This window comes from Burkholderia sp. MSMB1078WGS (assembly GCF_001528895.1).
In the GTDB taxonomy this organism is placed as follows: domain Bacteria; phylum Pseudomonadota; class Gammaproteobacteria; order Burkholderiales; family Burkholderiaceae; genus Burkholderia.
The window spans coordinates 1-26,010 of the sequence record NZ_LPDI01000102.1 but is presented as its reverse complement, the minus strand read 5'-3'; the positions used below and the strand labels follow the sequence as shown (position 1 = coordinate 26,010).

At 61.6% G+C, this 26,010-nt stretch carries 22 protein-coding genes; 16 read left to right on the top strand and 6 right to left on the bottom strand.

Features of this window, described 5'->3' with window-relative positions; translation table 11 throughout:
* The first annotated feature begins 2 nt into the window (after window positions 1-2).
* Window positions 3-770: an ABC transporter ATP-binding protein gene (locus WT24_RS27760; protein WP_059504123.1), complete on the top strand. Its 768-nt coding sequence runs from the start codon at window positions 3-5 to the stop codon at window positions 768-770.
* A gap of 71 nt (window positions 771-841) precedes the next feature.
* Here the strand turns inward: WT24_RS27760 and WT24_RS27755 are convergent, their stop codons facing one another.
* Window positions 842-3,160: a PA14 domain-containing protein gene (locus WT24_RS27755; RefSeq protein WP_060036428.1), complete on the bottom strand. Its 2,319-nt coding sequence runs from the start codon at window positions 3,158-3,160 to the stop codon at window positions 842-844.
* Window positions 3,161-3,542: 382 nt separating this feature from the next.
* Window positions 3,543-4,583: a LacI family DNA-binding transcriptional regulator gene (locus WT24_RS27750; protein ID WP_059504119.1), complete on the bottom strand. Its 1,041-nt coding sequence runs from the start codon at window positions 4,581-4,583 to the stop codon at window positions 3,543-3,545.
* Window positions 4,584-4,896: 313 nt separating this feature from the next.
* Here WT24_RS27750 and WT24_RS27745 point away from each other — a divergent pair, with 313 nt between their 5' ends.
* The 8 genes from WT24_RS27745 to WT24_RS27715 all read left to right on the top strand — a co-directional run bounded on the left by WT24_RS27745 (window position 4,897) and on the right by WT24_RS27715 (window position 12,067).
* A complete protein-coding gene (locus WT24_RS27745; protein ID WP_059504117.1) occupies window positions 4,897-5,814 on the top strand; it encodes an aldose 1-epimerase in 918 nt (305 codons plus the stop codon).
* 133 nt (window positions 5,815-5,947) lie between these two features.
* Window positions 5,948-6,976 (top strand): ABC transporter substrate-binding protein, encoded by a 1,029-nt coding sequence (locus WT24_RS27740; protein WP_080681277.1) that lies wholly within the window; start codon window positions 5,948-5,950, stop codon window positions 6,974-6,976.
* Between the two features lie 58 nt (window positions 6,977-7,034).
* Entirely contained in the window at window positions 7,035-8,591 is a 1,557-nt protein-coding gene (locus tag WT24_RS27735; RefSeq protein WP_060036427.1) for a sugar ABC transporter ATP-binding protein, read from the top strand.
* A gap of 33 nt (window positions 8,592-8,624) precedes the next feature.
* Window positions 8,625-9,602: an ABC transporter permease gene (locus tag WT24_RS27730; RefSeq protein ID WP_082742304.1), complete on the top strand. Its 978-nt coding sequence runs from the start codon at window positions 8,625-8,627 to the stop codon at window positions 9,600-9,602.
* Window position 9,603: 1 nt separating this feature from the next.
* Window positions 9,604-10,599, top strand: coding sequence for an ABC transporter permease (locus tag WT24_RS27725; protein WP_034205352.1), 996 nt, complete (start codon window positions 9,604-9,606; stop codon window positions 10,597-10,599).
* A 79-nt stretch (window positions 10,600-10,678) separates the two neighbouring features.
* Window positions 10,679-11,113 (top strand): cupin domain-containing protein, encoded by a 435-nt coding sequence (locus WT24_RS27720; protein WP_059504112.1) that lies wholly within the window; start codon window positions 10,679-10,681, stop codon window positions 11,111-11,113.
* A gap of 292 nt (window positions 11,114-11,405) precedes the next feature.
* Complete coding sequence (locus tag WT24_RS35020; RefSeq protein ID WP_175883728.1) at window positions 11,406-11,543, top strand: HHHH-motif protein; 138 nt, start codon at window positions 11,406-11,408, stop codon at window positions 11,541-11,543.
* Window positions 11,544-11,605: 62 nt separating this feature from the next.
* Window positions 11,606-12,067 (top strand): DUF3761 domain-containing protein, encoded by a 462-nt coding sequence (locus WT24_RS27715; protein ID WP_059504110.1) that lies wholly within the window; start codon window positions 11,606-11,608, stop codon window positions 12,065-12,067.
* Window positions 12,068-12,173: 106 nt separating this feature from the next.
* Here WT24_RS27715 and WT24_RS27710 read toward each other — a convergent pair whose 3' ends face one another.
* Window positions 12,174-13,529, bottom strand: a complete 1,356-nt coding sequence (locus WT24_RS27710; RefSeq protein ID WP_060036426.1) for a polyhydroxyalkanoate depolymerase — start codon at window positions 13,527-13,529, stop codon at window positions 12,174-12,176.
* A 286-nt stretch (window positions 13,530-13,815) separates the two neighbouring features.
* Between WT24_RS27710 and WT24_RS27705 the strand changes: the two genes are divergently transcribed.
* From WT24_RS27705 to WT24_RS34710, 7 genes are all read left to right on the top strand, one after another.
* A complete protein-coding gene (locus WT24_RS27705; RefSeq protein WP_060036425.1) occupies window positions 13,816-14,478 on the top strand; it encodes a glutathione S-transferase family protein in 663 nt (220 codons plus the stop codon).
* 241 nt (window positions 14,479-14,719) lie between these two features.
* Window positions 14,720-15,967, top strand: a complete 1,248-nt coding sequence (locus tag WT24_RS27700) for a cyclic nucleotide-binding domain-containing protein (protein WP_060036424.1) — start codon at window positions 14,720-14,722, stop codon at window positions 15,965-15,967.
* 12 nt (window positions 15,968-15,979) lie between these two features.
* A complete protein-coding gene (locus WT24_RS27695) occupies window positions 15,980-16,744 on the top strand; it encodes a flagellar motor protein (RefSeq protein WP_006484340.1) in 765 nt (254 codons plus the stop codon).
* Window positions 16,745-16,812: 68 nt separating this feature from the next.
* Window positions 16,813-17,475 (top strand): OmpA family protein, encoded by a 663-nt coding sequence (locus tag WT24_RS27690; protein ID WP_060036423.1) that lies wholly within the window; start codon window positions 16,813-16,815, stop codon window positions 17,473-17,475.
* A 169-nt stretch (window positions 17,476-17,644) separates the two neighbouring features.
* Window positions 17,645-19,507, top strand: a complete 1,863-nt coding sequence (locus WT24_RS27685) for a methyl-accepting chemotaxis protein (RefSeq protein ID WP_060036422.1) — start codon at window positions 17,645-17,647, stop codon at window positions 19,505-19,507.
* An 836-nt stretch (window positions 19,508-20,343) separates the two neighbouring features.
* Window positions 20,344-21,456, top strand: coding sequence for an AAA family ATPase (locus WT24_RS33760; protein ID WP_082742303.1), 1,113 nt, complete (start codon window positions 20,344-20,346; stop codon window positions 21,454-21,456).
* Window positions 21,453-22,070 (top strand): HNH endonuclease, encoded by a 618-nt coding sequence (locus WT24_RS34710; protein WP_156441874.1) that lies wholly within the window; start codon window positions 21,453-21,455, stop codon window positions 22,068-22,070. The genes WT24_RS33760 and WT24_RS34710 overlap by 4 nt, the downstream gene beginning before the upstream one ends.
* Before the next feature lie 222 nt (window positions 22,071-22,292).
* Here the strand turns inward: WT24_RS34710 and WT24_RS27680 are convergent, their stop codons facing one another.
* The 3 genes from WT24_RS27680 to WT24_RS27670 all read right to left on the bottom strand — a co-directional run.
* A complete protein-coding gene (locus WT24_RS27680) occupies window positions 22,293-24,059 on the bottom strand; it encodes an ATP-binding protein (protein WP_060036421.1) in 1,767 nt (588 codons plus the stop codon).
* Window positions 24,049-25,227 carry a hypothetical protein gene (locus WT24_RS27675; protein WP_060036420.1) on the bottom strand — a complete coding sequence of 393 codons (1,179 nt, stop codon included), beginning with the start codon at window positions 25,225-25,227 and terminating at the stop codon, window positions 24,049-24,051. Before WT24_RS27675 ends, WT24_RS27680 begins: the two co-directional genes overlap by 11 nt.
* A gap of 228 nt (window positions 25,228-25,455) precedes the next feature.
* The coding region (locus WT24_RS27670; protein ID WP_156441729.1) for an IS256 family transposase at window positions 25,456-26,010 on the bottom strand (555 nt) is incomplete at its 5' end.

Here is a 26,010-nt window from a genome sequence, read left to right as displayed (position 1 = left end):
GCATGTACAAGCTTACGGTTGACAACCTGCACAAGAAGTTCGGCGACAACGAGGTGTTGAAGGGCGTGTCGATGAAGGCGAAGGCCGGCGACGTGATCAGCATCATCGGCTCGAGCGGCTCCGGCAAGAGCACGTTCCTGCGCTGCATCAACTTCCTCGAGCAGCCGTGCTCGGGGCAGATCACGATCGGCAGCGAGCCGATCCAGACCACGCGCGATCGCAACGGCTCGCTGCGCGTGGCCGACCAGAAGCAACTGCAGCGGATGCGCACGAAGCTCGCGATGGTGTTCCAGCACTTCAACCTGTGGGCGCACATGACGGTGCTCGAGAACGTGATCGAAGCGCCGATGGCCGTGCTCGGCGTCGGCCGTGACGAGGCGATCGCGCGGGCGCGCAAGTATCTGGAGAAGGTCGGCCTCGCGCCGCGCGTCGAAGGCATGTATCCGTCGCACCTGTCGGGCGGCCAGCAGCAGCGTGTCGCGATTGCGCGCGCACTCGCGATGGAGCCGGAAGTGATGCTGTTCGACGAGCCGACGTCGGCCCTCGATCCGGAATTGGTCGGCGAAGTGCTGAAGGTGATGCAGAAGCTCGCCGAGGAAGGCCGCACGATGGTCGTCGTCACGCACGAGATGGGATTCGCGCGCAACGTGTCGAATCATGTGATCTTCCTGCATCAGGGGAAGATCGAGGAAGAGGGCGATCCCCAGCAGATCCTCGTCAATCCGAAGAGCGAGCGGCTCGGGCAGTTTCTGTCGGGGCGGCTGAAGTAAGCCCGTCCGCGGGTTGCCGCGCAACGCCCGTGAAGCCGTGAAGGCTTCACGGGCGATGCGAGTCATGCCTGCTATTGCGCGAGCGCGTCCGTCAACGGCCGCTGCGCGACACGCACGAGATTGTCGCGGCCCGCACTCGGGCTCGACCATTGCAGATGCATGCTGGCCGGCCCGCTCGCGTGCACGTACTCGACGCGGATCGGCACGTTCCGCTTCGGCGACAGGTGGATGCGGCCCTTCGCGGTGGCGAGCCCCGGCTGCTCCTTGTCGATCACCTGGCGGCCGTCGATCCACACGCGCGCGACGTTGTCGCTCGTCACGCTGAACGTGTAGTTGTCAGCCTTCGGAATGTCGAGCGCACCGGTCCAGCGGATCGCATAGTTCGTCGCATTCATCCCCTTCGACGCGTCAGGCGAATCGGTGCCGCGCTCGGTATTCAGGTCGAAATCGACCAGCGGCGTGATCGACGAGAACACCGGCGTGGTGAAGGTCGTGTCGTTGTAGTACGTCGCGTTCAGCACGCGCAGCCGCGAGCTGAACGCGCTGGCGAGCGCCTGCACCTCGGCCGTGCTCCACGGGTGGCCGTCGGGGTAGAGCGTGCCCTGGAACGGCGTCGCCGGCTCGACGGTGGCGGGCGCGGACGCCGTCTGCCCCCAGTGGAAACGGGTGTTCGTGCGTCCGATCATCAGTTCCCATACCAGGAAGCCCGTCTTGCCGCCGTAGGTGGACGCGATGCCGGCCATCGTCTGGCCCGCCTGGCCGCCCGGCCAGCCGCGCTGCAGCGTTTCCGAGTTCAGGCTGTCGAGCAGGCTCGGCGGCAGCGAGTAGTCGGGCGTCGTCGCATTGATCGCGTACGGGTGGAACGCATGGAAGTCGGAGAAGTAATCGCCTTCCGGCTCCTGCACGTTCGGCGAATTGATCGGCTGCGTCGCGCCCGCGTTCAGGATCGCGATGCGCGCGTCGTTCATCATCCACGCGCGCGTCGGCTGCAGCGCGCCGTTGCCGCTGCAGCCGGGCTCGTTCATCGGTTCCCAGTACAGGATGCGCGGGTCGTTGCGATGCGCGGACACGAAATCGGCGATGTAGTGCTGCAGGTCCTGCTTGTACGTGGTCGACGCGCCCCCCGCGATCGGCTGCAGATACTGCTGCTCGACCGACTGCCCGGGCGACTGCACCCAGCGGCTGTTGTGCACGCCGAAGATCGGCGCGGGCTGCGGGCCGTACGCGGGATCGACGTGCCAGCAATCGTCGTAGAAGATCGGCGCGACCTTCAGCCCGTGGCGCGCGGCGATCTCGAGCAGGCTGTCGAATTTCGCGAGGAACGCGTCGCGGTCGTTGACCCAGTTCAGGTAGTGCAGGTACACGGTGATCGTGTTCATCCCGTAGGTCTGCGCGTAGTCGAGCTCGCGATCGACGATCACCGGATCGTAGTTCTGCCAGAAATCGATCGCGTTGACGGCATTCCACGGGTTGTACACGGCACCCACCACGCGCGAGAAATCGTACGTTTTCGGCGCGACGTCCGGATAGCGGCTCACGGTCACGTTGCTGAACGCGACGCTCGCGCCGAAGCGGCGCAGCCCGAACGCGCCCGCGCGCAGCGCGGTCGTCAGGCCGCTCGTCGCGTCGTTGATGCTGATCGTCTGCGTGCCGTCGACGAACACGTCGATCGCGTTGTTGCGCGTGACGACCTTCAGGTGGTGCGTGCTGCCCGGCACGACCGCGGGCGCCGGGTAGTCGATGAAATCGGTCCAGTTGTTCTGCTCGCGGCCGACCTGCACCACGTGGCGCACCGCGTCGAGCCCGATGTAGTAGCCCGTCAGTGCATCGGTGCCGACCGACGGGTTCGTCACGTGCACGATGAAGCCCGCATTGGCGGTATTCGCGCCCGGCGCCGGCGCGCCGATCGTCACGTCCGCTTCGTACGACGCGTGGCCGTACGCCGGATGCTGCGCGTTGGTGACGAGCTTCGCGCCGTCCGTGCTCGTGCCATCGATCCGGATCGTGTTCGTGCCGCCGCTCGTCCAGGCCGGCCCGTACGTATCGAAATCGGCGAGCGTCAGCGTTTGCGTGTCGGTCGCGACGGGCGGCGCCGGCGGCGCATACGGCGGCACGCCGCGCGACGACACGCGCAGCGCGGGCGTGGGCCCCGGCAGGCCGAGCGTGACGAGCTGGTTCGGGAAATGCGACGGGCCGCCGTGGCCCGTGTTCATGAAATCGCCGGATGCGGCGGCGTTGGCCGTGGCGGCACTGTCGCTGGCTGCGGCATCGGCGGACGCACGCGCGGCGAGCGCCGATGCCGATGGGGCGGACGAATCATCGCCGCCGCACGAGGCGAGCAATACGACGACCGCGAGCGCGGCGGGCTTGAGACGAGACGTGATAGTCATTCTGGACTCCGGATCAATGGGGAGAAGCGGACGACTGGTGACTCGATGCGGATGAAGCGGTGCCCGGACGGCGAGCGTCGCGGCACGGTGTGCGTGTGATGTGCGGACGGCACGGAGCGGGCAGCGCGGCGGGTTCGCGCGCAGTCGCTTCCGGTCACCGTCTCGTCGTGTTGCTGTGTCGTGGCTCGGGGTTCTGCCCGATGCCGGTGCAAGTATAGAAATGCCTGGAAAATATTACTAATAATTTAGTGATGGTGTTTACCCTCGAATGTACGGCAACGAGGGCGAGCAGAAGGGGGCGACGGCCGCGCGAACACGCTCGGGCGGCGAATGCGCCGCACCGCGTCGTGTGGTGTTCGGAAGGAAGGAGGCTGGGACGCGCTTACGCGCTCGCCGATTGCGCGGCCGTCTCGACGGTCCGCACCGACCCGCGCTCGACCAGCGGCCCGTCCAGCTTGATCGCGCGGCGGCGCACCGGCATCCCGACCGCACGGTTCTGTTCTTCCTGCAGCAGGATCTCGACCGCCCAGCGGCCCAGTTCGTAGTTCGGCAAGACGATCGTCGACAGCGGCGGGTGCGTGTGCCGCGCGATTTCCTGGTCGTCGTAGCCGAGCACCGAAATGTCGTCGGGCACGCGCATCCCGAGATGCTTGACGGCCTCGATCGCGCCGATCGCCATCAGGTCGTTCGCGCAGAAGATCGCGGTGGGCGGGTGCGGCTCGCGCAGCAACGACAGCGTTTGCTCGAAGCCGGTGTCGGAGCCCCAGTCGCCGTCGCGCACGAGTTCCGGCGCGAACGGGATGTCGGCCGTGGCGAGCGCGGTGCGATAGCCTTTCAGGCGATCCTTCGCGGCGTCCTGCCACGGTTCGCCGTTGACGTAGCCGATGCGCCGGTGGCCCGCGCGCAGCAGGTATTCGGTCGCCGCATGGCCGCCCGCGACTTCGGCCGGCACGATCGACGACAGCCCGCTGTCGGTCGTGTAACAGTTGAGCAGCACGGCAGGCACGCGCAGCAGTTCGGCCGGCGGCGCGACCTTGCGCGTGTAGACGGTCGCGTAGACGACGCCGAGCAGGTTCGGCATCGCGAGCACCGATTCGAGCACCTGGCGCTCGATGTCGACGTTGCCGTGGGTCGAGTACACGGCGAGCAGCTTGCCGTTCGCGTAGGCCGCGTCGCGCGCGCCGTCGATGTTGACGACCGGGTGCGGGCTCGTCGAGATTTCGTCGGCGAGATAGACGATCAGGTCGCGCTCGCCGCTGTGCGTCATCGTCACTTCGCGCGGCAGGAAGCGGTAGCCGAGCTCGTGCGCGATCTTCAGCACTTTTTCGCGCGTGGCGTCCGAGAATTTCGTGCCCGCCGCGTTGTTCAGCACGAGGGAGACGGTGGATTGCGACACGCCGGCAAGCTTGGCGATGTCGGTCATCGTGGGGCGACGTTGAGTAGAGCGTTTCACGGTAGGAGCGCGGTCCGGCCTCGGCAGGATGGGCAAATGAAATCGTTGAGGAACAGCGGGTCGGATCAATTCGACACGACGGTAACATCGGCCATTCGGGCCGGCAATCAAGCTTTACGCGGGCTGCGCCGGATGCGTGGATGTCCGGATAATAATATCAACAAATATTATTGACCACGCGGGCGGCGCCGTGCCATCCTTGGCCGCACATGCCCGCGGCCGGATGCTGCATGCCGGCGACGGGGTCGTCAGCTTCATCCCGGGATGATCGATGCCGATGGGAATGCCCCGCCACACCGACCTGATCGAACTCGCCAGCGGGTCGACCCGCGTACGCGTCGCGCCGCAGGCCGGCGGATCGATCGCCGCGTACTACGACGAAGCGCCGGACGGCCCGCAGCACTGGTTCCGCCCGACCACCGACGCGGCGCTCGCGAGCGGCGATCCGCTGCGCTTCGCGAGCTTTCCGCTGTTTCCTTACTGCAACCGCATCCGCGACGCGAAGTTCGAATTCGGCGGCCGCACGATCGACCTGTCCGGCCCGGACGACGCGTATCGCCATGCGCTGCACGGGCACGGCTGGCTGCGTCCGTGGCAGGTCGAGCGGCGTGACGACACGCAGGTCGACCTGCGCTTCGAACACCGCCCCGACGCGGGCCGCGCAGGCGACTGGCCGTTCCATTACGAGGCGCGCCAGTCGATCCGGCTGGACGGCCCCGTGCTGTCGATCACACTGTCCGCGCGCAACCTCGGCGCGCAGCCGATGCCGTTCGGCATGGGCCATCACCCGTATTACCTGCGCACGCCGCACACCGTCGTGAAGGCACACGTCGACGCGATGTGGCACGCCGACGCCGACGTGCTGCCCACCCACGTCGGCGATCATCCGGCCGTCGCCGCGCTGTGCAACGGGATGCCGGTCGATGCATTCGAGCTCGACAACAATTTCGTCGGCTGGCGTCGCGAGGCCGCGGTGATCTGGCCGGAGCGCGGCCGGCAGATCGTGCTGCAGGCCGAGCGGCCGTTCGATCAGCTCGTCGTGTACGCCCCGTCGGGCGCCGACGCGCTGTGCGTCGAGCCCGTCACGAACACGACGGACAGCTTCAATGCGGCGGAACCCGCGTCGCTCGTCGGCGGCTGCGTGCTGGCGCCGGGCGAGTCGCTGCAGGCGACGTTGCGGTGGACGCCGGGCCCCGCCTGACGGGTTCGGCGGTACGGGATTATCCCGAGTCGGGCAGGCGATAATATCGAGTAATAATATTAATTCGTGATGCCGCTGCCGCAGGTGTGCCACGGGGCGCGGGCCGATCACGACATCACAACACTTGGAGACGATGATGCCGAGCCGTGCAAAGCTGCAACGTATCGTGGTGACGATGGGGGTGACGCTCGGATGCGTCGCGATCGCGCATGCGCAGGACAATGCGCAGAAGGTCGGCGCCAGCTCCGCGCAGACCTGCACGAATCCGAAGCCGGGCAGCGTGAAGCTGACCGATCTCGTGGTCGGCTTCTCGCAATCGGAGAACGAACAGAATCCGTTCCGCGCGACCGAAACCGCGTCGGTGCGCGCCGCTGCGAAGGCGGCGGGCGTCAAGCGGCTGCTGTATACGAATGCGAACGCGAACCAGGCGAAGCAGGTCGCCGATATCGAAAGCATGATCAACCAGGGCGCGCAGGCGCTGATCGTCGCGCCGAACGATTCGACCGGCCTGCAGCCCGCGCTCGCGCAGGCGCGCGCGAAGGGCATCCCGGTCGTGACGATCGACCGCCAGACGGCCGGCACGCCGTGCCAGGATTTCATCACGTTCCTCGGTTCCGACTTCTTCCGGCAAGGGCAGCGCGCCGCGCAGGCGCTCGCCGATGCGACGGGCGGCAAGGCCACGATCGCCGAGATCCAGGGCGGCTACGGCAATACCGTCGAGAGCCAGCGCACCGACGGCTTCGCCGACGGCCTGAAGAAATTCCCGAACATGAAGATCGTCGCGTCGCAGACCGCGAACTGGTCGGCCACCGAAGCGCAGAAGGTGATGGAGCAGGTGCTCCTCGCGCATCCGGACGTGAACGCCGTCTACGCGCAGGCCGACACGATGGCGCTCGGCGCGATGACCGCGTTGCGGCAGGCCGGCAAGCAGCGCGGCGTGACGGTCGTGTCGATCGACGGCACCAAGGATTTCGTCACCGCGATCGCGAACGGCTCGGCCGCCGCGAGCGTCGAGACGAATCCGCGCTTCGGGCCGCTCGCATTCAAGTCGCTCGAAGCATGGTTCGCCGGCAAGCCGGTCGCGCAGAAGCAGATCATGGAGGACGCGCTGTACGACAAGGCGAACGCGAAGCATTCGCTCGAAGCGAACCTCGTCTACTGATCGGCCGGCAAACGATCGGCAACGGCTCAACCGCTCAACCGCGAACGCGAGGCGCGCGATGGACGCAACGCTTCCCGCCGGACCCGACGCCGGCACCGGCGCCGACGGCAAACCCGTCGTGCTCGAGACGCGCGGCGTCGGCAAGACGTTCGGCGTCGTGCGCGCGCTGAACGGCGTGTCGCTGTCGCTGCGCGCAGGCGAGGTGCACGGGCTGATGGGCGAGAACGGCGCCGGCAAGTCGACGCTGATCAAGATCCTCACCGGCTTTCACCAGCCCGATGCGGGCGAGGTTCGCGTCGACGGCGTGCCCGTGTCGTTCGACAGCCCGCGTGCCGCGCAGCGCGCGGGCATCTGCGCGGTCTATCAGGAAATCAACCTGATTCCCGAGCGCAGCGTGGCCGAGAACATCTTCCTCGGCCACGAGCCGCGCCGCTTCGGCCCGTGGATCGACCGCCGCGAGATGCGCGTGCGCACCCGAGAGATCGTCGAGCGTTACGGGCTCGACGTCGACCCGGCCGACAAGGTCGGCTCGCTCGGGCTCGGCCAGCAGCAGATGGTGTCGATCGCGCGCGGCGTGTCGCTCGGCGCGCGCGTGCTGATTCTCGACGAGCCGACCTCCGCGTTGAGCGGCGCGGAAGTCGAGGTGCTGTTCGGCGTCGTCGAGCAGTTGCGTGCAACCGGCATCGCGATCGTGCTGGTCAGCCATCGTCTGTCCGAGTGCTACCGGATGTGCGACCGGCTCACCGTGCTGCGCGACGGCGCGGTGGTGCGCAGCGAGTCGCCCGACCGGCTGCCGCGCATGGCGCTGATTTCGGCGATGCTCGGCCGCGAAGTGGGCGCGCACGGCCCGCGCGAACAGGCGGAGGCGGCTGCCGCCGATACGACGCGCGAGCCGGCGCTCGCCGTCGACGGGCTGCGCTGGGGCACGCGCCTGCGCGATGTGTCGTTCCGCGTCGCGCCGAAGGAGATCGTCGGGCTCGCGGGTTTGCTCGGCGCGGGCCGCACCGAGACGTTCAAGGCCGTGTTCGGCGCGCAGCAGCCGGACGGCGGCGCGGTGCGCGTCGGCGGCCACGCGCTCGACGGTGCCGACCCGGCGCGGGCGATTCGCGCGGGGCTCGCGTTCCTGTCCGAGGATCGCCGCTCGGAAGGGATTTTCTCGAAGCTGTCGGTGCGCGAGAACATCGTCGTGTGCGTGCTGCCGCGCATCGCCCGCTTCGGCTTCATTTCCATGCGCAAGCAGGACGCGCTCGTCGAGCGCTACATCTGCGAACTGGGCATCAAGACGTCGCATGCGGGCGCGCCGATCTCGACGCTGTCCGGCGGCAACCAGCAGAAGGCGCTGATCGCGCGCTGCCTGTCGACCGAGCCGTCGGTGCTGCTGCTCGACGATCCGACGCGCGGCATCGACGTCGGCGCGAAGGCGGAAGTGCACGATCTCGTCAAACGGCTCGCCGACGACGGGCTTGCGGTCGTCGCGACGTCGTCTGAGATGGAAGAGCTGCTCGAGCTGGCCGACCGGCTCGTGATCCTGCACGAAGGGGCGACGAGCGGCGAACTGCCGACGCGCGGCGCGAGCCCCGACGACGTGACCGCGTTGCTCGCGAACCAGACGTAACGCACCGCACATCGACCCGAGGATGAGGAAAGCGTGAATCTTGCCAACCTGATGAGCGAACCGGACCAGGCCCGCCGCACGTCGCGCCGCTCGCTGTTCGCGCAGGCGCGCGAGCACAGCGTGTATCTCGCGTTCGTCGCGCTCGCCGCCTTCAACCTGATCGTCACGCCCGGTTTCTCGAATCCGCTCGCCGCGCGCAGTCTGCTGTTCCAGGCCGCGCCGATCGTGCTGATCGCACTCGGGCAGAACCTCGCGATCGCCACGCGCGGGATCGACCTGTCGGTCGGCTCGGTGATGGCGCTCTCCAGCGCGATCATCGCCATATGTTTGCCGTACGGCACCGGCGCGGCGTTCGCGGCGGCGATTGCGATCGGCCTCGCGGCCGGCCTGTTCAACGGCGGGCTCGTCGCGCGGCTCGGCATCGATCCGCTGATTTCCGGGCTGGCATTGCTGGTCGCCGCGCGCGGGCTGGCGCAGGCATTGCTCGGCGGCTCGCGCGTGAGCCTGCCGCCGTCCGATGCGTTCGATTTCGTCGGCATCGGTACGTTGTTTGGGCTGCCGGTCGTGATGCTGATCGCGCTCGCGTGCGCGGCGATCGTGTTCTTCGTCGTGCGCAACACGACCTTCGGGCGCTACACGATACTCGTCGGCGCGAGCCGCGATGCCGCGCATCTCGCCGGCGTGCCCGTGCGGCGCACGCTGCTGGCCGTCTATGCGGCAAGCGGTGCATTGGCCGGGCTGGCGGGCCTCTTTGCCACCGCGCGGCTCGGTGCGGGCGATCCGAACTATGTCGGCGTGAACTTCGAACTCGATGCGATCGCCGCATCGGTGATCGGCGGCACGCCGCTGTCCGGCGGGCGCGTGTCGATCGTCGGCACCGTGTTCGGCGTGCTGCTGCTGCAACTGCTCGATGCCAGCTTCATCATGAACAACATCAGCTACACGTATGCGCAGATTCTGAAGGCCGCGTTCATCCTCGGCGCGTTGTACCTGCAACGCTCGGGAGCCTGACATGTCGACCGCGCCGATCTCCCCGTCCACCGCGCACGATGCCGGCCGTGCGCGCCGCGCGCAGTTCGTCCGGCTCGTGCAGGCGCGCGGCGCGATCGCGATCCTCGTGCTCGTGTGCCTGATCGCCGGCCGCGTGTTTCCGCACTTCCTGAGCGCGCCGAACCTGCTCGACATCGTCGCGGCCGCCGCGTTCGTCGCGTTGATCACGATCGGGCAGAGCTTCGTGATCATCCTCGGCGGGTTCGACCTGTCGGTCGGCTCGCTCGTCGGGCTCGGCACCGTGATCGCCGCGTATGCGGCGCCGTATGGCTGGGGCGCCGCGCTGGCCGCACCCGTTGGCGTCGGCCTGATCGTCGGGCTCGTGAACGGCTGGCTGATCGCACGCGCGCGGATGGCGCCGTTCATCGTCACGCTCGCCGCGTTGCTCGGGTTGAAAGGGCTGTCGCTCGTGCTCGCGAGCCAGGACATGCTGATCGCGAACCCCGGCTTCTTCGCGACGATCGCGAACGGCTCGCTGTTCGGCATCGGCAATCTCGTGTGGATCGTGCTCGTCGCGTATCTCGTCGCCGCGTTCGTGCTGAATCACACGCGCTACGGCGCGGGCGTGTTCGCGATCGGCGGCAACGAGGAGGCGGCGCGCATGCTCGGCGTGAACGTCGAAGGGCTCAAGGTCGTCACGTACGGGTTGAGCGGCGCGCTGGCGGGGCTGGCCGGTGCGCTGCTCGCGTCGCGGCTCGATTCGGGGTTGCCGGGCGCCGGCAACAGCTACGAGCTGCAATCGATCGCGGCCGCGGTGATCGGCGGCGTGCTGCTGACGGGTGGCGTCGGCACGCTGTTCGGTCCGCTCGCGGGCGTGCTGCTGCTCGGCGTGATCGAGAACGTGATCAACCAGGTCGGCACGTTGAGCCCGTACTATCAGAACCTCGCGAGCGGTGCGTTCCTGCTGCTCGCGGTGATCGCGCAGACGCTGCTGACCGGCAAGCGGCGCAAGCGGTGACGCGCCCGGTTTCGTGCCGCCGCAAACTGGAACGCTAAATGCTTGTCTCGCGTCATCCTTTCGATGAAGGAGCACCGCGATGAGCACGCCGACCACCACCGCTTTTTCCCACGTGAAGCCGCAGGACACCGCCTATCGAGGCGAGGGCTTGCGCGACTTCTTCCTGTACCGCGATCTCGGCATCGCCGCCGCGACGAACGGCAAGGTCGTCGCGCAACTCGTCAGGGCCAATCATGCACCGACGGCGGGCACCGGATGGCACCGTCACGAGGCCGAATTCCATATCGTGATCATGCTGAAGGGCTGGGCGCGCTTCATGTACGGCGAACAGGAAACGCTGGTGGCGGCCGGCGACTGCGTGCACCAGGCGCCGGGGATCGTCCACTACCTGTTCGATTACTCGCCGGACATGGAGTACCTGGAGATCGTCGGGCCTGCCGACTTCAAATCGATCGACGTCGACGGCCCGTGCGCGGTGCCGGAGCCGACGCCGTGGGGCGAGGTCGGTGCATAGCTTTCCGGTTGAGTGTGCGTTTTCGACGGACCGCCTGCATTCAGGCGGTTTTTACTGTCCCGCTGACCTTCGGAAACTGCTTTCCGCTTCGACACATTCCTTCGAATTCCAAACGATCGATAAGCTGAAGAACCAGAAAGAAAAGAAAGACGTTCGTCAGCTTCGAGCGTCGACAGGCGATGCGATGTCAAAGATCGTCAATTGCACGCAGGTGCGGTGCACGGCGTGTCGACGCCCGGCGTTAAGGAGGTACGGCCGGACCACCGGCTGACCTATCCGGGAGAGTGTCACCATGAACCGCATCGCGAAGATCCTGACCGCCACCGCACTGGCTTGCGCCGTGCTCGCGCCGGCCCTGGCAGAAGCGCATTCGCACCGCGTGTGCCATTTCGATCATCACCACCATCGCGTGTGCCGCTGGGTGCGGTAACCGTCGCTGTTCCCGGGAATGCCCTGGACGCTTTCGTCATTCAGGCAAATCAGGAGAGGACCATGAAAAAAACGATGTTGATCGCCGCGCTGGTCGCCGGCATGGGTGTGTCGATCGGTGCGTTCGCGCAGGTTCCGGCCAGCGCGCCGGCCGGTACGACCGGTCTGTGCAAGGACGGCTCGTTCTACTCGGGCGCATCGAAGAAGGGCGCATGCGCGGGCCACAAGGGCGTGAAGGCGTGGTACGGCGCATCGGCCGCTGCCGCGGCGAGCGCACCGGCCGCGGCGCCGGCAACGGCGGCCTCCGCTGCGCCGGCATCGGGCGCAGCACCGGCGAAGAGCGCGGCCACGACGGCTGCGGCGCCGGGCGGCGGCGCCGGCAAGGTGTGGGTGAACGACAGCACGAAGGTCTATCACTGCTCGACCGACAAGTACTACGGCAAGACGAAGCACGGCAGCTACATGTCGGAAGCCGACGCGAAGGCGAAGGGCTACCACGCGTCGCACGGCAAGGCTTGCTCGTAACGAGCGAGCCCGGCGCGCGAACGGTTTCGCTCGTGCGCCGTCCGAATGCTGCAGCGAACATCGCCCCGCCGCTCCGGCGGGGCGATTCACTGTGGCGCCACCGCGTTCAGTGCGCGTGATCCGATTGCGTTTCGGCCGCCGCGTCGGCTCCGGATGCACGTGCATCGAGCAACGCGCGCAGCGTGACGTAGTGCGCGCCGCTCGTGTCGCGCTGCGCATCCGCGGTGCGATCGTACGGTTCGTTGTCGTGGATCGTCGCCCGCACGATCGGATAGATCTGCGTTTCCCACCGGCTGCCGTTGAACACGCCGTAGTGCCCAACGCCAGTCTGTACATGGTGCGTCTTCAGGTACGACGGCAACCCCGAACACAGTTCCTGCGCGGCCACCGTCTGGCCCACGGCGCAGATATCGTCCTTCTCGCCTTCGATCGTCAACAGCGCGGTGCGATGAATCGCCGCCGGTTCGACGAGCGTGTCGCCCACCGACAGCTCGCCGCGCGCGAGCGCGTACTGCTGGAATACCTTCTCGACCGTTTCCAGATAGAACTCCGCGGTGAGATCGGCCGTCGCGAAGTATTCGTCGTAGAAGTGCCGCAACGTATCGGCTTTCGCGGGGTCGCCTTTCGCGCGTTCGTAGTACAGATCGGCGAACGACGCCGCATGCCGGTCCGGGTTCATCGACATGAACGCGCCGACCTGCACGAAGCCCGGATACACGCACCGCTGCGCGCCGACGAAACCCGCCGGTACCACGCTGATCAGGTTGCGCGCGAACCATTCGATCGGCCGGCTCGTCGCGAGCGCGTTGACCTTCGTCGGATTCACGCGGCAGTCGATCGGGCCGGCCATCAGCGTCAGGCTCGCCGGTTGCGCGGGATCGCCGCCGGCCGCCATCAGCGCGATGGCCGCCAGCGACGCGACGGTCGGCTGGCAGATCGCCAGCACGTGCGCGTCCGGGCCGATGTGGCGGATGAAGTCGACGACGTGCATGACGTACTCGTCGAAACCGAAGCGCCCGGCCGCCAGCGGGATGTCGCGCGGGTTGTGCCAGTCGGTGATGTACACGTCGTGGTCGGCCAGCATCGTGCGCACCGTGCCGCGCAGCAGCGTCGCGAAGTGCCCGGACATCGGCGCGACGATCAGCACGCGCGGCTGGCGCGCGACCGGCCGAGCCTTGCGGAAATGCAGCAGCGTCGCGAACGGCGTCGTTGTCGCCGCTTCTTCGACGATCGGCACCGTTTCGCCGTCGACGACGACCGACGCGATCCCGAACGGCGGACGCCGGTGCGAGAACGCGCAGCATTCGAGCAGCTCGCACAATGCGTCGACCATGCGGCCCGTCGGTGTCGACGTCGCCGGCGGCCACAGCGACATCGTCGCGCGCGTGGCGGCTGCCCATGCACGCGCCGGGCGCAGGCATTCCGCAGACCATTGATAAAACGGATAGGCAAGCAGGTTCATGACCGTCGCTCGTGACGCCGCATTACAGGGAACGAGGCAAGCCGTATGCCAGCGTGACGCTGGCACGCCCGTTGCAGCGGTTCGGGAGCGCGGCGGCACGCGCCGGACGTGATGACGGAGGGGAAGGTGACGCGCTGCCTTGCCGGCCGGGCGTGCGACACGTGCCGCGATGCCGTGCGACGTTGCGCCGGTTCGGCGAACGGACCGCACAGACGTGGTGCGGCCGATCATGCGGCGCGTCCGTTTACGGTGCAGGGGTACGAACGACATTCAGCAGGGGAGCGACATGGAATTCAACGCACGGACGACGCTGACCATCAGCAGCCGCAATTACTCGTCGTGGTCGATGCGCGGCTGGCTGCTCGCGAAGCTGAGCGGGCTCGCGTTCGAGACGATCAGCGTCCCGATCGACGCCACGTCGCGCGCGGAGCTGCTGCTGCTGTCGCCGTCGATCCTCGTGCCGTGCCTGACGCACGACGGCAATGCGGTGTGGGACACGCTCGCGATCGCCGAATACCTGAACGAGATCCGGCCGCAGGCGCGGCTGCTGCCCGACGACCGGCATGCACGCGCGCATTGCCGGTCGATCTGCGGCGAAATGCATTCCGGCTTCAGCGCGTTGCGATCCGCGCTGCCGATGAACCTTCGCGGGCATTTCCCCGGCTTCCGGATCTGGTCGCGCGCGCAGCACGACATCGAGCGGATCGTGACGATCTGGCGCGAGTGCCTGGCCGAGTACGGCGGCCCCTGGCTGTTCGGTGCGCAAATCGGCATCGCCGACGCGATGTATGCGCCGGTCGTCACGCGCTTCCTGACCTACGACGTGAAGCTCGAACCGGACGTCGCCGAGTACTGCATGCGCGTGCTCGCGCATCCGTTCGTCGCCGAGTGGATCGACGCGGCGAAGGCCGAGCACGAAGACATCGACGAACTCGACATGGAGTTCTGACCCGACGCGGGCGGCGGCGGCGGGCTTTCAATTTCGCTACACGCGCGGTGGGCGAAACGAACGATCGATGCGCCTGCGCGATCCGCAAACGTTTTCCCTTGATTTCGGTTCTGAACGAGGACGAATGCCCTAAAGGATGTTGCGCCCGATGACGTAAACGAGTCACGGGGACGACTCGCGATCGCATGCTTCAGACATGCGACGCGCAGTCCGCAACAACCAGCGCAGCAGGGGAATCGACTTGAATCGTCAGCAATCGTGGACGCGTACCGCGGCGCCCGGAGAAATCATTTACTCGGAGGGCTTCGCGGGCGAGCCCGTCATCTTCCTGATTACCGACGGCAAGGTCGAACTGTCCACGCGCTGCGACGACAAGCGCGTGATCGTCGCGACGCTCGGCCGCGGCGAGTTCTTCGGCGAATCGGCGCTGCTCGCCGCCGAACCGCGCGCGCATACCGCGAAGGCGCTTTCGTTCTGCCAGCTCACGGTCGTGCCGGCCGGCATGCTCGATGAAGAGATCGAGCGTGTGTCCGCGCTGCTGCGCCATATCGTGCGCACGATGATTCGCCGCGTGAAGCGCAAGGACGACCAGCTTGCGACCTACACCCATGCGGATTTCATGCCGGGCGTGCTGTCGTATGCGCACGTGCTGTCGCTGATGGCCGGCGCCGACGCGCGCGAACCGGGCGACACGTGGGCGCGCCGGCCGATGCAGGCGCATGCGGCCGAGACATCCGTGCCGCTCGCCGACGTGATCCGCAAATGCCGCGCAATCGCCGGCCATTCGCGGCCGCACGTGCTTGCGATGCTGCGGCGCATGGAGAAGCTCAACCTCGTCACGATCGAAGCCGCGCAGGCCGACGGTGGCGGCGCGGCCGACTATGCGGCATCGTCGGATGCGCGCCAGGTCGTCACGTTCGACGCCGCGCGCGTGATCGACCGCGCGCAGCAGGTCGCCGATCACGATCTCGACCTGTCGATCAACAGCGAACTCGAACTCATCGAACTCGCCGATCTCGAATCGCTGATCGGCGTCGACAAGACGCTGCTGCTCAACAAGCTGTCGAACGGCGAGATCGCCGAAGAAGTGTTCGCGTTCCGCAAATCGAAGGTGCTCAGCTACGTCGAACAAAAGGGCGTCGCGTATTTCTCGCGCCGCAACGCGCGCCGCGGCGGCGACGTACGCGCGCTCGAGGATCTCGTGTGGATCGACCAGCGCACGCTGTTCGACGTGATCAGCGCGTTCGATACCTACGATCTCGCGAAGCTGATCGCGAACCTCGACGATCGCGCGGTGGCCGACAAGCTGTTTTCCGTGATGACCGAGGCACGACGCAACGAGGTGTCGTGGGTGATGCGCCGCGAACTCAAGCTCGATCCGGTCGAGATCGACGAGATCGAGCAGCGCGTGCTGGAGGCCGTCCGCGCTGCGAAGGCGCCGGTGACGAGTGCGGCGTCCGTCGCGTCGACTTCGTCGTCGGACGCTTGATACGGGGCGCGTATGGATCTCTTGACTCTGGTCGGTGTGGTGCTGGGCGGCGCGGCGATCGTGTTCGGGTTCGCGCTGGAAGGCGGGCATTTCTCGATGCTGTTCCAGTTCGAGGCGCTCGTGATCGTGCTCGGCGGCACGCTCGGCGCGGTGATGATCCAGAACACGTGGGCGCGCTTCTTCGACGCGGTGAAGCAGTTGCGGCTCGCGTTCGTGCGCGCACGCGAGGTCGATCGCAAGAACCTGTCCGACCTGCTCGAATGGGGCGACCGCGCGAAGCTCGACGGGCTGCTCGCGTTCGAATCGATGGACGTGAGCGGCATTCATCCGTTCGCGCGACGCGGGCTCGAACTGCTGGCGAACGGCGTGTCGACCGCGGTGCTCGAGGATGCGTTGCAGCGCGAACTCGACGCGTACGAACGCAGCCGCCTCGCGGCCGTGCGCGTGTGGCAACAGGCCGGCGGCTATGCGCCGACCTTCGGCATTCTCGGCTCGGTGCTCGGGCTCGTGCAGGTGACGAGCCATATTCTCGAACCGGCTCAGCTAGGGCCGGGCATCGCGGTCGCGTTCGTCGCGACGCTGTACGGGCTCGCGTTTGCGAACCTCGTGTTTCTGCCGCTGTACGGCAAGCTGCGCGCGCAAATCGACAGCGAGATGCGATTCCGCAAGCTCTATCTCGACGGCTTGCTCGCGATTTCGCGCAAGGAGTCGCCGCATACGATCGAGACGCGGTTGACCGGCGATGTGCGCGGGCGGGCGGCGGAATCGCTCGCGTGATGTTCGTGCGCTTTGTGCTTGCGTGTATCTGCACCAGTACCGTATGACGAACCCGGATTCACGACAGCATGACTGCTAGAACCGATGGCGCATCCGCTGCCGATCGCGACGATGACGAACTCGAAGGCGCGCAGTCCGGCCGCTGGCTGATCTCGTACGCGGACCTCATCACGACGCTGATGGTGCTGTTTCTCGCGCTGTATGTGCTGCAGCTCGCGAAATACAACGCGCTCGATGCGCGGTATCAGACACTCGCGCGGCAGGCCGGTGGTGCTTCTACCGATGTTGCTGCGCCCGCTCATGCGCCGCCATGGCTCGCGTTGCTCGATTCGTTGAAGTCGAATGGACGCATTTCGCTGGTGAAGGCGCCGCACGGCGTCGAGATCGGTATCGACGCGAAGATCCTGTTCAACGTCGGCGATGCGCGCTTGCTGCCCGATTCGTCGCCGGTGCTGAACCAGATCGCGCAGGCACTGAGCGCGCATGCAACCGGCGATATTCTCGTGGAAGGTCACACGGATAGCGTGCCGATCGCGAACGCGAAGTACGAATCGAACTGGGAGCTTTCGTCGGCGCGCGCGGGGAGTGTGGTGCGCTATCTGACCGAGCGCGGCGTTGCGCCGCATCGGATGGCGGCAATCGGGCGGGCGGATACGCAGCCGCTTGTTGCGGGGGATGATGCGGTTTCCAGGGCGCGAAACCGGCGGGTGACGATCTTCGTTGCGTATTGATCAGCGCGTTGTATTTGCGTTGCTTTCGTCTATATAGGCGGCCGCATATGCTCGCCTCAACGACATAACGAATCTCGAATGATCGCTATCTGAAATCAGCGATGCGGTTCTGCGCCCGCCTGCCGATAACCCAATCTGGCTCAGACCGAGCGGTTATCGAGGGTTCCCCATGCATTTCTGGCGCAAGCTTTCCATTCAGAACAAGCTGATTATCAGCATGACGAGTTGCCTGCTCGTGTTCGTCGCGATTTCGAGCGGACTCAGCGTCCGCCTGATCGGCAACGCGGTGCGCGATCGCGTCGTCCGCGAAGAGCTGCCGACCGCCGTGAACGGCATCCGCGCCGACGTGCAGCGCCAGATGGCCGGCCCGATCGCCGCGTCACGCATTCTGGCGCGCGATGCGTTCCTGCTGCAATGGGAAGCCGACGGCGAACCCGATGCCGGCACGCGCAACTGGATTCAGCTCGCGAAGAACGTGAAGGACGAGCAGAAGGCCGCGTCCGTGCAGTGGGTGTCGGTGAAGAGCGGCAACTACTACAACGAAGCCGGCCTGCAGCGGAAGGTGACCGACAAGGATCAGTGGCTGACCAGCTTCCTGTCGTCGGGCAAGGCGTACGACGTGAACATGGATCGCGAGGTGACCGTCGGCGGCTACATGATGTTCATCAACAGCCGCGTGGAACTCGACGGCGTGCCGATCGGCGCGGCGTGCATGAGCCTGTCCGTCGATGCGCTCGCGAAGGGTATCTCGGCTTACCGGATCGGCGAGACCGGGTTCGCATACCTCGTGCGCCCCGACGGCGCGATCATGATGCATCGCGATACGTCGCTGATCGACGGCAAGCATTTCCTCAAAGATGAACCGGGGCTGCCGGGCGATCCGTCGTCGACGCTGCTCGCCGGGAAGCCGTATGCGTACCTCAGCTACGAGGGCGACGGCGGCGCGCGCTTCATCGCGACGTCGTTCATCCCGGAGCTGAATGCGTATGTGGTCGTTCAGGTGCCCCAGGCCGAACTGCTCGGGCCGGTGACGCGTGCGATTCGCAGTGCGGCGCTGGTCGCGGCGGTGGTGGGCCTCGGGGTTGCGCTGCTCGTGATCTGGCTGGTGGGGCGCGCGATTGCTGCGCCGATCAGGCGTGCGGCTACGCTGCTGTCGGAGATCGCCAGCGGTCAGGGCGATTTGACGCGCCGGATGACGGTCGAGAGCGAGGACGAGATCGGACAGTTGTCAGAGGCGTTCAACCGGTTCGTGTCGTCGCTGTCGACGCTCGTTCATCGGATTCGGGCGGCTTCGGCTTCGATTGCGACCGGGTCGGCGCAGATTGCTTCGGGGAATGCGGATCTGAGCGAACGCACCGAAGGGCAGTCGAGCAACCTGGAGCGGACGGCTTCGTCGATGGAAGAGATCACGGCCGTGGTGCGTAACAACACCGAGACGGCGACGATGGCCGCGAAGATGATCAACGGCGCGGCGGATACGGCGGCGCGCGGCGGGCAGGTGGTGGGCGAGGTCGTGACGACGATGGAGCAGATCAGTGACGCTTCGCAGCGGATCTCCGAGATCATCGTGATGATCGACAGTATTTCGTTTCAGACGAATATTCTGGCGCTGAATGCTGCGGTGGAGGCGGCGCGGGCGGGGGAGCAGGGGCGTGGGTTTGCTGTTGTGGCTTCGGAGGTGCGGAATCTGGCGCAGCGCAGTGCGCAGGCGGCGAAGGAGATTAAATCGCTGATCGAGCATAGCGCGGGGACGGTGGGTGCCGGGTCGCGGCTCGTTAGTGAGGCGGGGAAGGTGATGAGTGATGTTGTCTCGCAGGTTCAAGGCGTTAGCGCGATGATGAGCGAGATTGCAGAGGCTAGCCTGGAGCAGAGTGCCGGGATCGATCAGATCGGGGATGCGGTGCAGTCGCTCGATCAGATGACGCAGCAGAATGCTGCGCTGGTCGAGGAAAGTGCGGCTGCGGCGGAGAGTTTGAAGCAGCAGGCGGCGGAATTGACCAAGCTGGTTTCGGCTTTTAAGGTGGATGAGTAAGGGGTGATTTGGGGTTTGGGATTGGCGTTTCTGAGGACGGCTGCCGTGGGGTCACGGCAGCCGTTTTTGTTTGTCGGTGCTGGATTCGATGATGGTTATATAAATGAAAACGCATTTCCAGATTGAAGTTTCTTGGGGGCGTGATGCTTCTCGCCGTCGTTGCTGCGACGGGGGCTAAGGTTGTCGGGTCGCCGGCGATTCTTATCTTGCTTATCGGGAGAGGATTGCGGCAGAGGTTGGCGCGGACAAGATCGGGCGGATCAGGTCAAGAAATATACGGTTGCGGTGAACGAAAGGCTGGTTAAGCTCGTCAGGACGGTTAGGGCGAGCGGGTTTTCTGCAAAGGACAGGGAGTAACGTGTAGAGCGTTATCTCCGATAACGGGATGATATCCGGGCCGGATGGGCGGTCCATGAAGTCGGATGACGGAAAGGTAAACCTGTTAAGACGGTTCCGCTTTTGAGCGGCTTGGGCGACGACGGCGGATATGGGGCTCAAGTCAACGGATGATGTTGCCGTTATGTTCGATAGCGATGCCCTTTATATGGATGTGTTAGCTGATGATGCTGCGGCGTTTCGGTTTGCAGAGCTGCCGGTGAGTGGAAGCCAATGGGTGCGATCATGAAGGCGCTGTTGCTCAAGAAAGTCGGGATCGGGTGCCGGAGGGCAGAATACGTTGGTGGTGTCTGTCAGTCGACAGGACGGGTTTATGTTCTCTGGTAGCAAACGTAGGTTCCGGTTGGGGAATTATTGTGTCAAGTATTGTGCGTAATTTTCTTGTTGAAGATCGATGTGCATCGAGTGATTGGTCTGTATTATTTCGAGTTAAATAAAAAATGAAATCATTTCCGACGATGTTGTCAGAGTTGCATCGGTACCGCTCCGAAGTCACCTTCTTGGTTGGTGAGAATGGCAGCGGAAAAAGTACTAACTTGGCGATGTTGGCGAGACAGGCGATCGATAACGGGCGGCCGGTACTTGCGATTTCGAATACCGTATACGATCGTTTCCCTCGAATTCGAGGGTCGTATAGTGAATTGGCGGGAATGTTTCGTCGTAATCTCCCTGGGCGCTCTCTAATTCAAGCGATCATGGCGAGGGATTCTGATCGGCGGGAGAAAAATCTGCATCGCATTGGTAATGTGCTGAGATATCTTGGGTTTGGAGATGATATTGGGATATCTATAGATGCATCGTTACGGAACGGACTTTCGTTTCATCGAACAAGGCTGGATGAAATACGTCCCTTGTTCGATGGTCAGCCAGACGGAATAATTTGGTTGCGGGGTTCGGAATCTGGTTATGCAAGATCGTCGCTGAATGTTCTTCATTCGTTTCAGCAAGATGGTGGCTATCCGAGATATAAGCCACTGCCACTGGAATTTCATTTGCGTAAAGGCGGGCGTATATTAAAAATCGGTCAAGCAAGTTCTGGTGAACTTACGTTGCTTGCAACATATGCATTTATTGCGGCCAATATTCATGAGGGGGCTTTATTGTTGGTTGACGAGCCGGAAAACAGCTTGCATCCGAAGTGGCAACATGAGTATTGCACACGGTTGTTGGACATGTTTTATCTCTACTCGCCGCAAATCATTATTGCTACGCATTCACCGCTGATCGTCAGTGGGGCCCAAGGGCATAAGCTCCCGATTCAAATTCTAGAGGTTGATGGGTCGATGCTAACGCCTCGTCAAGTTACCGGCAGTATCGAGGCAACATTATACGAAAGCTTTCAAACATTATCTCCGTCGAATCATTTTTTGAGTGAGCAGGTGGCCCGATTGCTTGATGAATTAAGTCGTGGTGAATTGAGTAAATTTGAATTTGAAAGGAGAATTCAAGAGTTTGAGGTGAGCTCATATGATCAGACGCAAAGAGATTTTTTATCTGGTGTGAGAGATCTTGGTGATCGCGTAATGGTTGGTTCTGGTAAGGATGAGGTATGAGCTCTGTAGAATTCGATCTAAATGATCTCGATGACCAAGCGGCGATTAATCAGGCTTATAGGGAGGTGAAGCCATGGGATGCGAAGTGTGTTATTGATTTGAAACGTCGAATCTACGCATATCACAGTAAGTTGCAAAATTATATGTGCTGCTATTGTCAGCGCGATCAGTATGGCGAGTTCAAGATGGTAATTGATGTTGAGCATATTTTGCCAAAAGAGAAATATCGATCCAATATCTTTGATGTCTGGAATCTTAGTGTGTCATGCAAGCGTTGTAATATGAAGATAAAGGGGCAGAGAACGGATTTTTTGCGAGACCCGAGTTTTAAAGAAATTGAAAAGCAAGAATCGGTTGGATATTATTTCGTTCACCCTAATTTCGATGCTGGAAAGTTTCATTTGGAGCGGCGTGCAGTTCAGTTGGGTGCTAAGCGGCTCGTCAAGTATGTTGTTGCACCAGGTTCGGAGAAGGGTAAGTATACTTACGAATATTTCCGTCTTCGGGACTTAGAAATTGATTCCTTCGATGCGGCTCAGAGTTCAGATTTGAATAAGTATGTGTCGGATACGCTGGATATATATCGAACTTTGGTTAATAGTTTGCGTGATTGATTGCGCCGCCCAGCGCGCTCTCGAAGATTGCCTTCTTGAGCGCGGCTAGTTGCTCATTGGTCGTCGCACGATCCAGCGTTCCGCATATCGGTTGCTTGATCAGTTTTGGTCCAGTTCAAGCCCTCGAACGATCAGTAGTCACTTCTTCCTTGCGTTTGCGAGACATAAAATTGGCTGCTTGGCCAGCCCCAGACAAAAGTTCGGATAGGCTCCACTTTGCCGCTACTTTTGCCAGCGCTCGATGACTTGTGCGAACACGACGTCGCGCCACTGCTCTCTCCATTCTTTATGGACGCTCACGCTTTGCGAATGTGGTTCTGGAACCGGTGGAGGCATTTTGATCACTGCCGGCAGAAGCACAGCGTCACCGACGACGACACACTCGCCAGGAGCTAGGTTCGGCAGAATCTCCGTAATTGCATTGACACTGTCGGGAAAGAGCCTTCGTACGTAGGTCTGATCTGCATCATTCGTCAAGCGCAAAGACATGAAATTGTTGCATTGAGCGAAAATTGTTTCAGAAACTTCCGACGGCCGTTGACTTACTATCATTAGACTCAGACCATACTTTCTCCCCTCTTTCGCGATTCTCTCAATGGATTTTCGGGATGCGCGATAAGCCATCCGGTCATCTCGTGGAACATAGTTGTGAGCTTCCTCGCAAACGAGCATAACGGGGATGTCATTGAGCTTGCCTTTAGAATGCTGTAATTTTGTATAATGAAAGCAAAAATCGAAAATTAATCGAGAAATTAGGCTGACAGTGATGCTAAGAACTTCAAATGGAACACCGCTCAAATCCACAATGGTGACATTGGCTTTGTCGAGATATCCGACGAATTGCTTCATCAATGTTTCGAAATCTGCAGTGGCGTGAGCTTGCCCATCGGCTTTCTTTGCATTCAAAAGAAATCTGAGGCGTTTGTCGGCCAACTTTGCCTCTAGTCTGGAAACAAATCTGTTGAACTCTCCGTTGAACGGACCGTTGGTCGCTCTGCTCGCAACAGCGGTGGAGTTGGGGGCGAAGTCATAGATTTTTTCAAAGTAAATTTTCCGGTCGGTCACTAGCTTTCCATCGGCCAACTTGGGTTTGTCTTCTTGGGGTAGTCTTCCGATTACTTCGCGATTGAGATTTTCAATGAAGTTGTATACTTCTCTGATCGAAAAATAAACGGGAGTGTCGTAAGTGACTTCCAGTGCATCAGGATTGTACTTCTCTTTGTTCAAAACAACTGCATGCTTAAATTGGCTAATCTGATTGTGAGAATTGGCTTCGTTACTTTCGATGAACATGCTCTCCAGTTCTTCGGAATTCATCAGCCAATATGGGAGCTGTAAGGAGTCGATGTCTAGTCTGCTCAATGTGAAGGATTCTTCCTTTTCTAGAGTAAATGCAGCAGTGTACTCATCGTGAATATCGAAAATTACGATGTGGGAGTTGTTTTGTTTGTTTTTGTTGCTATTCTTGTTATTTGTTATGCCAACAACATCCTGTAGTATTCTCGCAACGGTGCATGATTTTCCGGAGCCGGTTGAGCCGACAACAGCAATGTGTTTGCTGAAAAATCTATTTCCATTGATCATGAGATCAATGGATTTATTCATTGAAAGTTTTCCAAGCGGAAAGTCGTGGTCGCTATCGGCGGAAAACATTCTGTCAAGGGTTTCTTTTTCTGCCAAAAAAACATGTTCAGTTGGGACCGGTAGAAGAAGGCTGCCGCGATCAAACGTCTTGTCGTCGATTAGAGTGCCGATGGCCTGGCACTCTATTTGAAAACTCCAAATTATTTCGTTGTTTGAGTTAACGGTGTTTGTGCCTTTGATGTTGCGAATAGTGGCGATTGTAAAATCATGATTTCCTTGAGATATCTTCAGGAAGCGTCCAACCTGGAGGTTTTCTTTGTTTTTCTCGAATACTTCGAGGCTATCTACTGCAACTACGATAACTTCCGGTGCGCACGAAAGTACGGCGCCGATTTTAATAGGCATTGCTTATCCCCATCATGTATTTGATTTCTTCAAATTGATCTGATCCTAGAATTTCAATATTTATATCTTTGATGTCTATGCCTGAGATGTCCCCATTTCCGATTGCAAAAAGATCATCTGCCTTTATTTTTGCTGTGAGTTTTTTGTAGTCGCTCCAACATATGATTCGAAGGGAAAATTCCTTTTTTTCTCTTTGGATCATCGGGTCGCGAAGGAAATATATTTCTGAAAATGCCTTTACCGGCCGCCCGAGATTTGGGATTATATCTTTTCCGATTAATCGCTCGGCAATTTCATCAAGTGCGTCTTGAGAAATGTCCAGTGCAAAGAGTGGAGTTTGTGTGTGTGCGATCTTGAAATGATATTTGTCTATGAATGATTTGATGAAAATTATAATTTGATCGTCAAATTTTTCTAAAAATTCAGGAAATATTGCTATGTGGCGAAGGCGAGCGTTTGTGCTCAAATTTTCCTTGAGTTGTTTGCGCCGAGTTTCTAGTAATTTTTGCCTCGTCTTTAATGAAAGCGTCCATTGTGAAATTGCTGTTGATCTGATTTGCTTAAGTAAAGTAAAAAAATCCTTCTTTGTGATCTTCCTGAGGTTGGCGTCATGTTTGATGCTCAGATCTGCAATTATTTGAATCGAGTTCGGGTAAAATAGAGTGTCTATTTCAATTCTATTGAAGCCCATTCCTTCAAGTTTTTTTGAGTTGTCTTCCATCAGGTCATCATATTTCTTTGTGATGGAAAATGAAAATACTTTCAAAAATCCTTCTACGTCAACATCGGTGAGTTCGGAAATTAATTCTTTCAAATCCTTGTTTTTGGATTTGAGAGCTTCGTTTATTTCTTGTGATGTTATGGTGATGGCTGGATTGCCGGGGAAGTGGGCGTATAGGCAGTAGTGTATTTTTGCATTGGGATTGGATTTGAAGTGCTTCAACATTTGAAGCAGGGGGTTGTAAAGAACGCTTGGAGTGTAGTTATTTTTTGTTTCGTGATATTTGCATTGGATCGCCTTGGTGCCGGTGTAGCTTGCCACTTCGATGTCTTCGACAATTCCTTCAATGGAAATTACATCGTCGTCTGCTGCCTCCAGTAGCTCAGCGAGCGTTTGATTGAACTGGTACAGGAACCCCTGGATCGTATAGTCTGCTGAGCGCCCCATATTTTGATTTTCTGAGAGTTATATGTGCTAAGACGCTACCAGTATTTTGAGTCGATGTCATCCCCGTACTGAGCAGGATTGGATGCCGACCCCTATTGGGGTAGAACCAAAGAGGTGGCAATCAGCCGAATGAGAGGGTCGCTTTCGCGTCGGAGTCAATATTCTAATTGTGCGGTGCGAAGCGTCAGGGGGGTGTCAGGATTTCCGTGTTCAAGGCAGGTTGAGTAATTACACGGAAGGCCGAACGAATCGATCTGCGTAAAGGATAGCGAACTGGTTCATGGCCGTCTTCCAGTCATGCGCGGCACTTCCCCAATTCGCGGTGATGTTGCGCAAGGCCAGCCAGATGAGTTTGGTCGCGGCCTCGTCGCTCGGGAAGTGGCCACGGGTCTTGATGATCTTGCGCAGCTGCGAGTTGATATTTTCAATCGCGTTCGTCGTGTAGATGATCTTGCGCACACCCGGAGGGAACGCAAAGAACGGGATCACGCGATCCCAGGCGTTGCGCCACGCGCTACTGACAGTCGGGAATTTCTGGCCCCACGGCCCATCCGCAAACGCATCGAGTTCGGCCTGAGCGGCTTCCGCGCTGGGCGCGGCGTAGATCGGTTTGATCGCCGCGGCCAGTCCCCGGCGGTCTTTCCAACTGGCGTAATCGAGGCTGTTGCGGATGAGGTGGACGATGCAGGTCTGCAGCGTGGTGGCGGGGAATACGGCGGCCAGCGCTTCGGGCATGCCCTTGAGCCCGTCAGTGACGGCAATCAGGATGTCGTGAACGCCGCG